We start from the raw sequence: 14737 nt of genomic DNA on the forward strand, positions 1-14737 counted from the left end.
TTTGAAAGCCCACGCCATCAAAAATTAAATTTTTAGCAACAGAAAATGGAATTAATATTTATAGCTGGATTTACATTAGCTGTAGTCGTCGGGCTATCTATGGGCCTAATGGGTAGCGGCGGAAGCATCCTAACACTCCCCATATTTGTCTATATCTTCCATATTGAACCTCAATATGCATTGGACTATTCGCTGTTTTCTATTGGAATATTAGCCTTGGTCGGATCAATTTATCCGTTAAAAAAGAAGGAAATTGACTTGAAAACCACAACTATTTTTCTACTTCCCTCGCTAATTTCAGTCTATTTCACCAAGCGCTATCTTCTCGTTTCTATACCCGAGTCATTCAACATCGGGAGTATGGAGATTTCCAGAAACCATATCATCATGCTATTGTTCGCAATCGTGATATTAATTTCTGCGACTGCGATGGTACGAAGACAAAAACAGGTACAGAACGCAACATTCAAAGGTAGACCTGCACAAATTTTCAACGTTATCCTTGTCGGCTCACTGGTTGGCATTATGACGGGCTTGGTCGGTGCAGGAGGTGGATTCATTATTGTACCAGCCCTAGTATTACTTTTAGGGATTCCACTGAAGCAGGCTATTGCCACTTCTTTGTTCATAATCGGATTAAACGCGTCATTCGGCTTGATCGCGAATTATCATTTCTTACAATATATGAATTGGTTTATATTAGTAACCTTTACATTAATCACATTAATAGGCCTCCAAATTGGTTCCAAATGGAAAGATAAATTAGATGCCGTTAAATTGAAAGGTATTTTTGGATATTTTTTAATTAGCATCGGCACCCTAATCTTTGCTTTCGAACTTATGCAATTTGTAAATCATTAAAATCACACGTTATGTTTTTTCAACACATTTTTGAATCATCTCTTGCTCATTCGAGTTATATCATTGGCTGTCAGGCAAAAGGAGTAGCTATTGTTATTGATCCCAAAAGAGATGTAGATACCTATCTTGAGATTGCACAAAAGAATAATCTGACCATAACGCATATTGCGGAAACACATATCCATGCCGATTACCTATCTGGCACACTGGAATTGGCCGCATTAACAGGTGCCCAACCTTTTTTATCCGATGAAGGTGGGGCGGACTGGCAATACGATTTTCCACATAAAGGATTAAAAGATGGCGATCAATTTCAAGTTGGAAACCTTATTTTCAAGGTTATCCATACTCCCGGACATACACCTGAGAGTATTAGTTTTGTATTGGTCGATACACCGGCAACGATGGAACCTGTTATGATTTTTACTGGTGACTTTGTATTTGTTGGCGACATTGGCCGCCCTGATCTATTGGAAAATGCGGCTGGAATGATCGGAACCAAAGAGATTGGAGCACAGCAAATGTACCGTTCGTTGCAACATTTCTTGACTTTACCCGATCATATTCAGGTATGGCCTGCTCATGGCGCCGGATCCGCCTGTGGAAAGGCACTCGGCGCCGTTCCTAGTTCGACCGTTGGTTATGAGAAAATACGGAATTGGGCACTTCAATACCAAAACAATGAAGCAGCTTTCGTGGATGAGCTCTTATCAGGACAACCCGAGCCACCACGCTACTTTGCCATGATGAAAAAACTCAACAGAATAGTGCGGCCGTTACAAACGGAAGTACCTCGATACAATAGGTTAACGAATGATGCCTTTCTTGATTTATACCACGAAGGAACAACAATCATTGATACACGACACAAGTCCGACTTTGCAAAGGGATATCTGCCAGGTAGCGTCAATATTCAAAACAACAAGACTTTTAATACTTGGGCAGGCTGGATACTTAATTACTCCGACCCTTTTATACTCATTGTAGAAGAAAACCAATTGGAGGACGTTGCACGTAAACTTATGCGCATCGGATTGGATCACGTTACCGGATATATTACACCGGATGCAATCCCCAGTTTAGACATCGCATTAGCGCATCAACAGCTCATCGGGTTTGAAGAAATGAAGAGCGCTTTGGACAAATCTGACACGCAAATTCTAGACGTGCGCAATGCCAGTGAGTTCGCAGAGGGCCATTTACCGAATGCAACACATCTCTTTGTTGGAACAATTGAGGACAACCTCAGCAAAGTTGACCAAAGTAAACAGCTGTATCTCCACTGTCAATCGGGAGACCGGGCAACCATAGCGGCATCTATATTGGCGAAAAATGGTATTAAGGAAGTCAAAATTTATAGCCCTTCTATTAATGAATGGAAAGCAAAGGGCGGTATTCTTGTTGCCGACTCATTCGCCCCTTATTCGTAACTGGTTCGGAGTTCCCCCACTGTCCGCCCACCTTGCTCCCACTGTGCGTCCACCGAATAAGTGGGCGCACAGTGGGAGCAAGGTGGAGAAAACGAGTACGCAAGGCGAACAAGGCGCGAACAAAAGGCGAAGCAGAGCCGAAAGGCACCCGAATAGATTACCTTTCCAACTAGTCTACAAACTATTTCTGTTTATTCGCAAGAACTCAATCACCTCATCCTTCTTTTCTTCCAGCTTGCCTTTCTTTTCCGTAAATTGATGATTATAGATCGTCAAATATTGATGGTCGTCCGTTTCAGATTCATATAATTCAGCGGTGGCGAAAGAGAGATGTTCTTCTTCTTCCGATAGATAGTCGTATACATAGGCAAAATCATGGTTGCCCAACGAGCTGACTACGGCATCTTTATCAGCCACATACTTTAACCTTCCCGGCAAAGCGCGTTTATTCATCCATACTTCGTCTTTTTCAGAAAATGGATAGATAGTGATGCCGCGGAAAGCCATAATGATTGGAGTAATCAATATAATACCCATTTCAATAGCCCACACGGCCCACAACATACCGCCCGAAACCGGGCTCTTTTTCAGGGTAAACGTACCTACTTCATTTAAACCTTGCATCGCTTCCCAAATAAATGTCGGGTGTAAGAAAAAAGCTTTAAAACCTTCAAGATTAAAAGACGATTTTACCCAGGTATCTCCGCCCATTGTTCCTTCCGCATTGTACATTAATGATACAAACAAAGCCCACTGTGCATAAAAGGCTAAAATGGCGACCATTAATGTGATCAAAATGGCTATCCCCCTATTCCTTAATTTCCATTGTTTGAAACAAAAATTCAGCACATAGAATATTCCAGCACCAAAACCTAAGGTAATAAATACATTAAAGTAAATAATGGGTATAAACCATTGTAAAGCAATGTAAACAATAGCCAATACAATGGCACCCAAAGTACCTAGGATCAGGGAGCCGACAATAGCCAATACAGGAGCCTTTCCAGAGGGCTTATAATATAGATTATCCATAAATAAAAAGTAAAATTGATTTTAACTCAATAAATAAATCCCATAACCAAAACCAAGCCAATTCCACAACCAATGGTAGATTTTCGTCAAGATTTGATGACATTAGCGTCATCAAGCACCTATAAGCGCCATTTATTGAGACAATTTTGTAAGTTTGAGACATGAAAATTAAAATTATATCCTTTTTTACACTTATCTGTGTATTCAATATTTGGGGGGCAGTAGTGAAGGCCCAAAGGAAAGGATTCTGGCAACAGAAAGTTGACTACAAAATGGACGTCAACGTGGATGAAAAAGCATATCAATACGATGGAAAAATGATCTTGAAGTATAGCAATAATTCAGGTCAGTCCCTAAAAAAGGTCTATTTCCATCTATATTTCAATGCTTTTCAACCAGGATCGATGATGGATTATCGCTTAAAAAACATCAGTGATCCCGACAAGCGCATGGTGATTAATGTAGGTACGAAAGAAAAACCAATATATCAAAGCCGTATCGGAGAGCTCCAAACCAATCAAATAGGTTATCAAAAAATCAAAAGCTTAACGATGAATGGGGCTCATACCTCATTTAAAATTGATGGGACCATCTTGGAGGTCACTCTACCGTCGGTTATACAAGATGGCGAAACAGCCCGTTTTGACATGGAGTGGACCGCCCAAGTGCCAGAACAAATCCGAAGAACTGGCCGAAATTCTGCCGAAGGAGTAGCACTCTCTATGGCGCAATGGTATCCAAAAATGGCTCAATTTGACGAATTCGGCTGGCATTTAGATGAATATACAGGCCGTGAATTCATTGCTCCCTTTGGTAATTTCGATGTGACCATACGGCTCAACAAAAATTATGTAGTCGGTGCATCAGGTGTTCTTCAGAACCCAGCAGAGGTGAAAGGCTATCAACCGAAGGCAAAGATAAAATTAGACGGCAATAAAGCCACCTGGCACTATAAGGCCCAAAATATCCATGACTTTGTATGGGCCGCGGATCCCAAGTTTGTCGTAGATTCAGCTTCAAGTAAAAACGGAATAAAAGTGTATACCGTATTTTTGCCAACCGACAAAGAAGTGATATCCAATTGGAAAACAACGATAGGTCTATCCACCGAATTCTTCGATTTTTGTAGTGCAAAGTTTGGAAAATACCCTTGGCCAACATATACCATCATTCAAGGTGGCGATGGGGGAATGGAGTATGGTACAGCTACCCTGATCACCGGTGGACGCAATCTAAAAAGCCTTGTTGGTGTAATATTCCACGAATCAGCACACTCTTGGTACCAGCAATTATTTGGAATCAACGAAACTGTAGATGAGTGGTTTGATGAAGGCTTTACCTCCTATGTCGAAGAGCTTGCCATGCAGCATATCTTTGAAAAAAAAGGAGCCATAGCATCCAACCCGCAAATTGCAGCTTACCGTGGTTATTACAAATTAGCGCTTTCTGGTAAAGAAGAACCCATGAGCTTATTGGCAGATTATTATAACACCAATTATGGATACAGCAACGAAGCATACAACAAAGGTGCTGTACTTGCAGAGCAGCTGGGTTATATTATTGGACAGGAAAACTTAGAGAAAACCTTTCTGAAATTTTATGATCTCTGGAAGTTTAAACATCCGACCCCTAATGATTTCAAACGCGTTGCTGAAGAAGTTTCGGGGATCAACCTGAAATGGTATTTCAACCTGTTTATCAATACCACCCGTCAAATCGATTACGCCATTGAAAAAGTAACAGATAAAGAAATTCTTTTGGCTAACAAGTCTAATTTTGCCATGCCACTGGATGTTCTCGTAGAATACACCGATGGAAGCAAGGAACTCTTTTATATCCCTTTGCGTGAAATGCGTGGAGAAAAACCGGAAGAACATTTTGACATTTACAAAGGTGTTAAAAGAACCGTGCTCGAAGACTGGTTCTGGACGAAACCCGATTATACCATTCCGCTATCAAAGACACCAAAAGCAGTAACAATTGATCCTTCACTGCGCTTGGCAGATGTAGAATCGTCAAATAACACCTTTAGCAAATAACGAAACACAGGCTATCGCAGCATAAAGGACAAAAAACAGCTTCCAATCCAAGTATATTCCATACGGTTTGGAAGCTGTTTTTTTATTTGGACACTTTCGTCGCAAATTGTATACCCTCCATCGCAAATCCATCTTGCTTGGCTGCCCGTGATGGAGTTCATAAAATATTCATCCTACGCTAAAGCCAATACATGGATGGCTACTTTTAAGGGCTATCCAGTGAAATACAACACGTATTGCGCCGACAAGAGTCTATAGGAGAAGAAATCATACGAATAAAGAGCCAAGTTGATTAGGTCTTGGTATATTTGTACCTATGATTTATGTCCATATCCCATTCTGTAAACAGGCTTGCCATTATTGCGATTTCCATTTTAGCACTTCACTTCAGTACAAAAGCGAGATGATCAATGCTATAAAACGGGAAATTGCGCTTAGAGCAGTGTATTTGGAAGACAAAAAGATCGAGTCTATCTATTTTGGGGGCGGCACACCGTCCTTATTGGAAGCGGATGAGATCGCGCGGATCATCGAGACGATCGCGAAGCATTTTGATATTGCAAATCACGCTGAAATTACACTAGAAGCCAATCCAGACGATCTAAATGCCGCCAAAGTAAACAGTCTGCGGAATACAGCAATCAATCGATTCAGCATAGGTATACAGTCATTCTTTGAGGAAGATCTCAAATGGATGAACAGAGCGCATAATCAACAGGAAGCAGTCGCATCGATAATGCGCGTGCAAGATGCAGGCTTTGAAAATATTACCTGTGACCTTATTTATGGCTATCCGTTATTGACAACGGAAAAATGGCGTCATAATATGCAACAACTGATTGACTTTGAAATTCCTCATATTTCTTCCTACTCCATGACTGTGGAAAAGAAAACAGCATTAGACCACTTCATAAAAAAAGGGATAACTCCAGCCATAGATTCTGATCAGGCAGCTGATCAGATGAGTCTTCTTATTCATACCTTGAAATCCGCGGGATATGAGCAGTACGAAATTTCCAATTTTGCAAAAAACGGCATTTATGCTCGTCACAATACAAATTATTGGAAAGGCAAACATTATCTTGGCATCGGCCCTTCAGCTCATTCATTCAATGGAACTTCAAGGTCCTGGAATGTTTCTAATAATGCGAAGTATATGACATCCATTAATTTAGATCAACTTCCCCTGGAAATTGAGGAGCTTTCCACGCTTGACCAGATCAATGAAAATATCATGACATCGTTGCGAACCATGTGGGGACTAGATCTAATTGCACTGGAAAGTAAGTTTGGACGATCCGTTAAAGATCGCGTCTTAAAAGAAGCTGAACCATTTATAGCAGCGAAGAATCTTATTTTGGAGCCAAACAACTTACGTTTAACAGATGCGGGCAAATTAATGGCCGATCGTATCATGTCTGATTTATTTATAATAGAATATTAGCAAATAAATATATTATATTTTATAAAATCATTAATACAAAAAGCGATTTAGCGCTAAAAATTGTGAAAATGGAAATTTAAGACAGTTTTCTACCTACTTTGTCCTATGTTTGTAACATAATCTATTATAAAATTATTATGTCACACAAGCCATCTTTTGACTTAGAGATCAAAAGTTACAGAGAGCAACATAATGCTGCCGTAAACTTAATTCAAATTGTCAGCAACCTGTGGTATAACCACGCCGTAGAGCTCGTATTCTTTCGAAATCGACTCTTTGATGCAAAACCGAGTGCTATCCTAAACCTGATTCAGGAAAGTGCCCTGCTTACCGACGAGCCGGTCGACATTCTTGACACACTGCAAATCGCACAGCTATTGGAAAAATCGCCACTTTCTCCCGCTCGTATTGACCTTGGGAAACTCACTTTACAGGCCAAGAAAAAAACCTTTTCCGCTAATGACCTACACAATTTCATCACTGTGGAGTTACAGGACATGCATCAACAGGAGAAATTGAAGCCACGTGATGTGGTGCTTTATGGCTTTGGTCGTATCGGCCGCTTACTGGCCCGCGAACTTATGCTTAACACCGGTGCGGGACAGCAGCTTCGTCTCCGCGCCATTGTAACTCGCGACGTCAATGATAGCAAATCGATCCTGAAAAGAGCGGCACTATTAAAAACGGATTCCATACACGGTGCATTCGAAGGCGATGTGCAGGCCGATATAGCAAATCCGGCACTCGTCATCAATGGAATTACCGTCCATCTGATCTCCGCAAAACAACCCGAGGATATTGATTACACAGTCTATGGTATAGAAAATGCTTTAATCATCGACAATACAGGGGCTTTTCGCGATGCGCAGGAACTTAGTCGCCACCTGAAATCCAAAGGCGCCGAACAAGTATTATTAACAGCTCCCGGGAAAGGGGTCCCAAATATCGTATATGCGGTCAACGAAAATGATAGCGATTTGCAAAAACATAAGATCTTTTCCGCGGCCTCTTGTACCACTAATGCGATATCTCCCATTTTAGCTGTACTTGAAAATACAATAGGAATAGATAGAGGGCATATTGAAACCATACACTCCTATACCAACGACCAGAATCTTGTCGACAATATGCACAAGAAATCCAGACGGGGCAGGGCAGCCGCACTCAATATGGTCATCACCGAAACTGGAGCAGGGGATGCCGTTGCAAAAGTGTTGCCTTCGCTAACGGGCAAACTGACTTCAAACGCTATTCGTGTTCCCGTCCCAAATGGGTCATTGGCGATATTAAATCTTCAAATCAAATCCAAAACTACGGTCAACGACATCAATACCCTTTTAAAAAAGGCATCGCTGCAGGGTAACCTTGTTGAACAGATTATGTTTTCCAAAAACAATGAACTTGTTTCATCGGATATCATTGGCACCAGTGCCGCTGCTATAGTCGATGCTCCGGCAACAATAGTTTCTGCGGATGGCAAAAACATTGTTCTGTATATCTGGTATGATAATGAATATGGATACTCACATCAGGTAATGCGCTTATCCCGACATATAACCGGTGTAAGAAGATATACTTACTATTAAACTGTAAAACATAAGCGGTAGCTGTACAGCCGCCGCTTATACTTTAAGCTTATACTTTAACAAGATTACTTTTAAGGTATTTCATAATAATTGGTGTTGCTCCAGCGTTCTGCAGCACGTATTCACGGGCCAACTTTCCCGCTTCCTGGCGGAAACCGCAATCTTGAAGAGCAGCAAAAGCTTTATGGAGTTCTCTAACACTTTCAATAGAAAAACCCGCACCATTCTGTACAAGATCCTTCGCCTCCTGAAACTTTCTGAAATTTGGACCAAATAGAACCGGTATGCCATAAGTTGCGGCCTCCAGCGTATTATGTATCCCCACCCCAAATCCACCACCAATATAGGCTATTTGGCCATAACCATACAAGGAAGAAAGCATACCGATATTGTCGATAACCAATACACGAGCATCTGCTATTGTAACAGGATCATAACTAGCCATATTCGAAAAGCGGAGCGCATTTGGCCAAAGAGCGAAAATACTCGCCAAATGTGACTCATGAATCTCGTGCGGAGCCAAGATGAGTTTATAGGCCGGATAATCCGCAAACAATTCTCTTAGCATTTGTTCATCTTGTGGCCAGGTACTTCCAGCCACCAACGTTGGATGTTCACCAACAAATTGGATGACCTCAGGAATCATTTTCTTACTTTTAGGGAGGTCTACTACCCGATCAAATCGGGTATCTCCGGCAAGCCCGGCGTTGCGTATCCCAAATTCTTTTAAAAGACGGACACTTTCTTCATTTTGCACAAAAAAGTAAGTCACATAGCCTAAAATCTGAAGAAAAAAGTTACCATATGTCTGAAAAAAGATCTGATCGGGTCTAAATATTGCTGAGATCAAAAACAAAGGAATGCCTCGTCTATACAGACCCTCAAAGAAATAATACCAATATTCATATTTCGTGAATACGGCGAAGCTTGGGTTGATGAGGTCAAGAAAAAGTCGCGCATTCTGTGCAGTATCATAGGGAAGATAAAACACATAATCGGCCAAAGCCGTATTTTTTCGGATCTCAAAGCCCGAGGGAGAGTAAAATGTTACAATTATTTTATGATCAGAATACGTATTTCTTACAGACTCTAAAACAGGTCTTCCTTGCTCAAATTCTCCCAACGAAGCAAAATGAAACCAGATATGTTTTTGGGTAGAATCAACCGTTTGTTTCATCATTTTATACCAGTCTTTCCGCCCTGTTACCATGAGCCTGGCCTTACCATAAAAAGGAGCTAAAATACGCAGTAAGAGTCCATAAAGAACGATTCCAATTGAATAAAGCAAACGCATGTTTTTAAAATAATGTTTATCTTAGTCAAAGATATTAAACCCATTTCATTAAAAGGAAGCCATGAGTGGAAAATAAAAATCAAAATTATCCGCGTGCCGAAACATAGGGAACCATATCTTATATTTTGCCTTACCTGCAAGACAGAAAGACTTTACTTACTATAATCAAAAATAATGAACAAAAAAATATTAGTCACAGGAGGAACGGGTTACATCGGTTCGCACACCGTAGTCGAACTACATCAAGCAGGATACATACCTGTCATCATAGACGATCTATCCAATTCAAACATCAAGATTTTGGATCAGATTGAGAAGATTATCGGGGTTAAACCTGAATTTCACCAATTTGACCTGTGCGATACAAACCTTGTGAACGAATTTGTTAAAGAAAATACGGATATATCAGGAATTATCCACTTTGCCGCGTCAAAGGCTGTAGGCGAATCTGTCAAAAAACCTTTAAAATATTACCACAACAATTTTTTCTCGTTAATCAATTTGTTAGAAGCTTATCAAAATAAGCCGATTAATTTTGTTTTCTCTTCAAGCTGTACTGTATATGGCGAACCAGATACACTTCCCGTCAATGAAAGTGCACCTGTCAAAAGAGCTACTTCCCCTTATGGTAATACCAAACAAATTGCGGAGGAAATTCTCGAAGAAACAGCTACTGCATACGATAACTATAATATTATTGCATTGCGCTACTTCAATCCCGTTGGAGCGCATGAGTCCGCACTGATAGGCGAATTGCCAAACGGTGTGCCTCAGAATTTATTACCATTCATTACACAGACCGCGATCGGTAAAAGAGAAAAACTAACAGTTTTCGGTGACGATTACGACACCATAGATGGCTCGTGCGTAAGGGATTATATCCATGTGGTTGATTTGGCAAAAGCACACGTTGCAGCAATCAATTTATTGGACAGAGGAAATCCGAACGGGAAATATGATGTATTCAATGTGGGTACCGGCAAGGGGTATTCAGTTCTCGAAGCCATCAAAGCGTTTGAAAAAGCATCCGGTCAAAAATTGAATTATGAAATTGGCCCACGACGGGATGGCGATGTCATCAAGGTTTATGGTGATGTGACCAAATCTGCGGAACAACTGCATTGGAAAGCCGAACTGGGGATTGATGAAATGATGGCTTCTGCTTGGGCTTGGGAAAAAAATCTGAAAGAAAATCCACTGGATTAAATAGGAAGCCATTGAACGCTACATTTAATATGACCGTCCAGGGAACTGAGACGGTCATATTTTTGGTCATAGTAAATTGGATTGTTTGGATCCTTTCTCTTTTTGCAGAACAAACTCCCCGATCCGCAGCTCGTCTTATCCATCTCAAAGCTGAAAAGCAGCCATAACAGAAGCTGGATTAAAATTTATTTCATTGAGTACATTTGACCGATAGCTCCCTTTTTCCAGATAGAGCATGGTAAATCCAACAAATATTGAACTAACGGCAAAATCGCCACATTTAATGATCAAGTTTTTTGCCGGTATCACATTCTCTCTATACTTAATATCGTATTCCCATTCTACCTCTTTTATCTCTGTGGGCTCAAACTCATCAAAGTTGAATGAGAACGCGTGAAATTTGAATACCACCGCATTGCATTTTTCAGGAAGGACCAGCGCTCTTTTGATATCAAACTCCGGAAATGATATTTTAAGATCTTTCTTCTTGTTCAGGGAAACTACCGGATCGATTAAAAAATAATCCTGCATGTGACAGTTTTCATTGAACTGAAAATTCACCAATCTATCCAATATGCTGTTGCTCAGTGTGCAGCTTCCCTTTTCGCATTCAAGATTTGTTTTTATTGCCCGGTAGATCTGCCTATTTAGCCGATTGCCCATCTGCCCATCATGAAGCCCTTGATGTATTTCGCCAAAACACATCCGGATCAGTGCGCCAGCACGACTCACATTTCCAAAATCTTTACCAGCTCTTTTGGTATCATCAGTCTGTTTGACACGATGTGGTCTGCTCTGCAGGTAGTTTTTATTGCCAACTTTTCTATTCACCAGCGGACCGACCAGGCCCCTGATAAATCCATTATCATTTATTCCCATACCTAAAGATACCACAGCAAAGCCCTGTTGTCAAGCATCTTGTTGATTTTTAAGGATTTCCAAATTTGAGTAAAATGACAATTGTAAATCTTGTAATTTTCAGGGGACTTTGTTGTGAATAGCGTATGGACAAGTTCGCCCCGTGCTCGCCCTGCTCCCGATTAGTAAAAAACATGCAGGCACAGTGAAAGCACCTTAAAAGGTGGACTCAAGGTGGACTCACTCTACACTCAAGCTGTTTACAGGGCGAACTTGGCAATAACATGGTCTTAACTTGCCCCCTATCAAAGGGCTCTGTCATCCGAAGGCCGAAACTAGAGTGCCTTAACTACGCTATACTATAGCTTTTTGAGAGATCCCATAGTTGAGTCATCTGTATTCATATGATTCATCAAGAAGCGTATTAATTTAGACTCCTCCACTAGTGATCGCGCCCATTTAAACAAATTCTTTGTCAGATATGTATTCCATAAGCACCCCAGCCTGATTTCCAAGTTTTTTTTTCAAACGCTGCATCGATTTTTTGATCGCATCTGGAGTAACCCCTAAAACATTGGCGACTTCCTTATTATTAAGTCCCAATTTCATCAGTACAATGACACGTAAATTGGATTCGGTGATATCGGAAAATTTAGATTGTATCTCTTGTAATAGATTAGGAAATTCTTTCATAATCAGCAGCTTAAATTCCTGCCATTTTTCCTCTGTAATCAAATGCGACTGCAATAAGATTTTAAGCTCCTCGCGATCTCTTTCAATATTATTGCCCTTTTCTTCTAGTAATGCTGAGAGCACATTGATCTGTTCATTGTTCCGCTTAAGATAAGCCACATATTCTTCGACCTGACTTTTTGAACTCATTAGCTCCCTATCGAGTTCAGCCTTTGTATACTTCAGGTTGAGTAGCTGATATTCGTAATCGCGAATACGTTTTCTTGCCCGATAGCGAACGGCGTTGTAAACAAAGAAAAATAATACCAATACCAATAAACTTAATATGAGCCATAGTCTTCTTTCGGCTTGCTTTTTCTTAATTACCGCCTGCGCTAAAGATAATTTATCCGCATATTTCTGTTTATCCGCCATAAATTTCAATTGGGATAATACAGGATCTCCATCGAGAAATCGTAACGAGTCCTGCAGGCGTTCAATCCTCCTACGCGCATCTAGTTCATGCCCAATTTCCTGATTATGAATGGCCAAATGTAATTTATGAATTTCAAGTTCCAATATTGTCTTCTTATCATCCGACCCTGATAAAAGCAACTCGGCCTCGCTAATCATGTGAGGAACATCAGTTATTTCTTGCCTGGCAATATTTATTCTAATCTGCATCATTAAGGCAAAAATCGTATTTCGTTTATCACCTATTGATCTAGAAATTTCAAGATCCTTTTCCAACAGTGATAAGGCCTTACGATAGTCTTTCATGCCTTCAAAGACAGCGGCTTGATTGCCCAAAATTTTCGCGTAACGTAATGAGTCATTTTCTGAAAGAGCCAAGGATTGAGCTAGTTCAAAATTTTTCATGGCCTGCACTGTATCCCCTCTACTTTTAAGCGTCAACATCCCTAAATTGTCTAGAATTTCGGCCCTCAATCTAGGCAGAATTATTTCCTGTTGTTGGCCTAAGTTCAAGTACTTGATTCCAGAAGTATAATCACCCAAGGTCCCAAAAAAAATAACCAAGCTTTTTATAGGTCTGTACGATATCTAACACCAGTTCTTTCGGTACATCTTCAAGGCCTCTTTCGCCTTCAAGAATAAATGGCATAGCTTCAGATGCTTTTAAACATCTATAAAGATAAAAGCCATACATGACTTTCACCCAAGTTTTCACATTTTGATAACTGTATCCCTCATCTAGATCCAATGCTTTGAGATAGTATTTATCGCTAAAGCTATTTCGCTTTCCTTCATCATTAAAAGACTGGTCGGCTAGCAAACAATAATAGATTGCAAGAAGCGCCTTGTCATTTTTTCGTACAGCTTGGCTAAAATACGGTGCAAGATATTTACTCAACGTCAGATTGGAAGATTGATGTTGGGCGGATTCTTTTATGATTGTTTCATAAAAATCTTTTTCTTCCATCGACGAGTTTGAACTCATAAGTCCCATTCCACGAACAATGTGAAACGGTATAATCGCTAACAAAAAAACAATTAGAAAAAATCTAGACATATTGGCGCAGGCATTGAAAATCACATTAAAATTAAAAAATAATTTTAATTAAATCACTATGGGGCCAAATCAAACCAAAATCGGGGATAATCTACCTAATGTAGGCTATTATAGAAAACAGATCGTATACTAGTAACATGCGCGGGATAGGGCTTGATCATTGAGAGTAAATACTATTCATTGACAAAATGATAGATATGATATGGTGTTACCGCCTGAGTTAACTGAACATCGAGTTCGTTTCGATCCATAATAACGTCAATCGGTTCAAAAAAAGATAATCCAATACGCTGAACATCAACTTTACATTGAGAAAAGAAACGGTCATAAAAGCCTTTTCCATATCCCACTCTATAGCCAAAAAGATCAAAAATTAACAAGGGTACAAGAACCATATCGATATCCGACGGAGCAACTTCAACACCTGCAGTTGGTTCTGATATTCCCCATGCATTCTTTTCAAATCTCATTTGCGTATCAAATAGGTAATGCCGCATCGAATAGTCTTCAAAGTTAGATCTTGAAACAACGATTTTTATCTGAGGATAAAATTCTTGAAGGTAATTTATGATTGCGTAAGTATTTGGCTCGTGATATTTTTCAATAGGAATAAAAACGTGTAAAAGGCTCACTTTGGAGAGATCAATTTTCATAAATTGATTCAGAAGCATGCTGTTGAGGACTGCCTCTCTGGCGATAGACAATTGACATCTCTTCGCTCTATACGTATGCCTAAGTTCTTTCTTCGATTTCATCTCAATAATTTTTTCATGACAAAACAACT

At 40.1% G+C, this 14737-nt stretch carries 12 protein-coding genes; 6 read left to right on the plus strand and 6 right to left on the minus strand.

The features are described from left to right. The first annotated feature begins 45 nt into the window (after nt 1–45). Together QE382_RS22850 and QE382_RS22855 are read left to right on the plus strand one after the other, a co-directional pair. Complete coding sequence (locus QE382_RS22850; protein ID WP_307187892.1) at nt 46–861, plus strand: sulfite exporter TauE/SafE family protein; 816 nt, start codon at nt 46–48, stop codon at nt 859–861. A gap of 11 nt (nt 862–872) precedes the next feature. Continuing rightward, nucleotides 873–2291: an MBL fold metallo-hydrolase gene (locus tag QE382_RS22855; RefSeq protein ID WP_307187893.1), complete on the plus strand. Its 1419-nt coding sequence runs from the start codon at nt 873–875 to the stop codon at nt 2289–2291. A gap of 174 nt (nt 2292–2465) precedes the next feature. Here QE382_RS22855 and QE382_RS22860 read toward each other — a convergent pair whose 3' ends face one another. Then, on the minus strand, nt 2466–3323 hold the full coding sequence (locus tag QE382_RS22860) for a hypothetical protein (protein WP_307187894.1): 858 nt from the start codon (nt 3321–3323) through the stop codon (nt 2466–2468). 161 nt (nt 3324–3484) lie between these two features. Between QE382_RS22860 and QE382_RS22865 the strand changes: the two genes are divergently transcribed. The 3 genes from QE382_RS22865 to QE382_RS22875 all read left to right on the plus strand — a co-directional run bounded on the left by QE382_RS22865 (nt 3485) and on the right by QE382_RS22875 (nt 8392). Next, nucleotides 3485–5362, plus strand: coding sequence for a M1 family metallopeptidase (locus QE382_RS22865; protein ID WP_307187895.1), 1878 nt, complete (start codon nt 3485–3487; stop codon nt 5360–5362). Nucleotides 5363–5678: 316 nt separating this feature from the next. Continuing rightward, nucleotides 5679–6806, plus strand: a complete 1128-nt coding sequence (gene hemW, locus QE382_RS22870; RefSeq protein ID WP_307187896.1) for a radical SAM family heme chaperone HemW — start codon at nt 5679–5681, stop codon at nt 6804–6806. Nucleotides 6807–6943: 137 nt separating this feature from the next. Beyond that, on the plus strand, nt 6944–8392 hold the full coding sequence (locus QE382_RS22875; RefSeq protein ID WP_307187897.1) for a glyceraldehyde-3-phosphate dehydrogenase: 1449 nt from the start codon (nt 6944–6946) through the stop codon (nt 8390–8392). Between the two features lie 49 nt (nt 8393–8441). Here the strand turns inward: QE382_RS22875 and QE382_RS22880 are convergent, their stop codons facing one another. Next, a complete protein-coding gene (locus QE382_RS22880; protein WP_307187898.1) occupies nt 8442–9686 on the minus strand; it encodes a 3-deoxy-D-manno-octulosonic acid transferase in 1245 nt (414 codons plus the stop codon). 174 nt (nt 9687–9860) lie between these two features. On the opposite strand from QE382_RS22880, the gene galE reads away from it, so the two are divergent. After that, a complete protein-coding gene (gene galE, locus QE382_RS22885; RefSeq protein WP_307187899.1) occupies nt 9861–10892 on the plus strand; it encodes a UDP-glucose 4-epimerase GalE in 1032 nt (343 codons plus the stop codon). Between the two features lie 144 nt (nt 10893–11036). On the opposite strand, the gene QE382_RS22890 is transcribed toward galE, so the two are convergent. The 4 genes from QE382_RS22890 to QE382_RS22905 form a co-directional block, all read right to left on the minus strand. After that, nucleotides 11037–11771, minus strand: a complete 735-nt coding sequence (locus QE382_RS22890) for a hypothetical protein (protein WP_307187900.1) — start codon at nt 11769–11771, stop codon at nt 11037–11039. Between the two features lie 438 nt (nt 11772–12209). Further along, a complete protein-coding gene (locus tag QE382_RS22895) occupies nt 12210–13340 on the minus strand; it encodes a helix-turn-helix transcriptional regulator (RefSeq protein WP_307187901.1) in 1131 nt (376 codons plus the stop codon). A 91-nt stretch (nt 13341–13431) separates the two neighbouring features. Continuing rightward, the gene (locus tag QE382_RS22900) at nt 13432–13863 is read right to left on the minus strand and encodes a hypothetical protein (protein WP_307187902.1); all 432 of its coding nucleotides are present in this window, start codon (nt 13861–13863) and stop codon (nt 13432–13434) included. Nucleotides 13864–14126: 263 nt separating this feature from the next. Further along, nucleotides 14127–14708, minus strand: a complete 582-nt coding sequence (locus tag QE382_RS22905; RefSeq protein ID WP_307187903.1) for a 5-formyltetrahydrofolate cyclo-ligase — start codon at nt 14706–14708, stop codon at nt 14127–14129. Nucleotides 14709–14737 lie beyond the last annotated feature (29 nt).

The organism is Sphingobacterium zeae (genome assembly GCF_030818895.1).
Taxonomy (GTDB): domain Bacteria; phylum Bacteroidota; class Bacteroidia; order Sphingobacteriales; family Sphingobacteriaceae; genus Sphingobacterium; species Sphingobacterium zeae.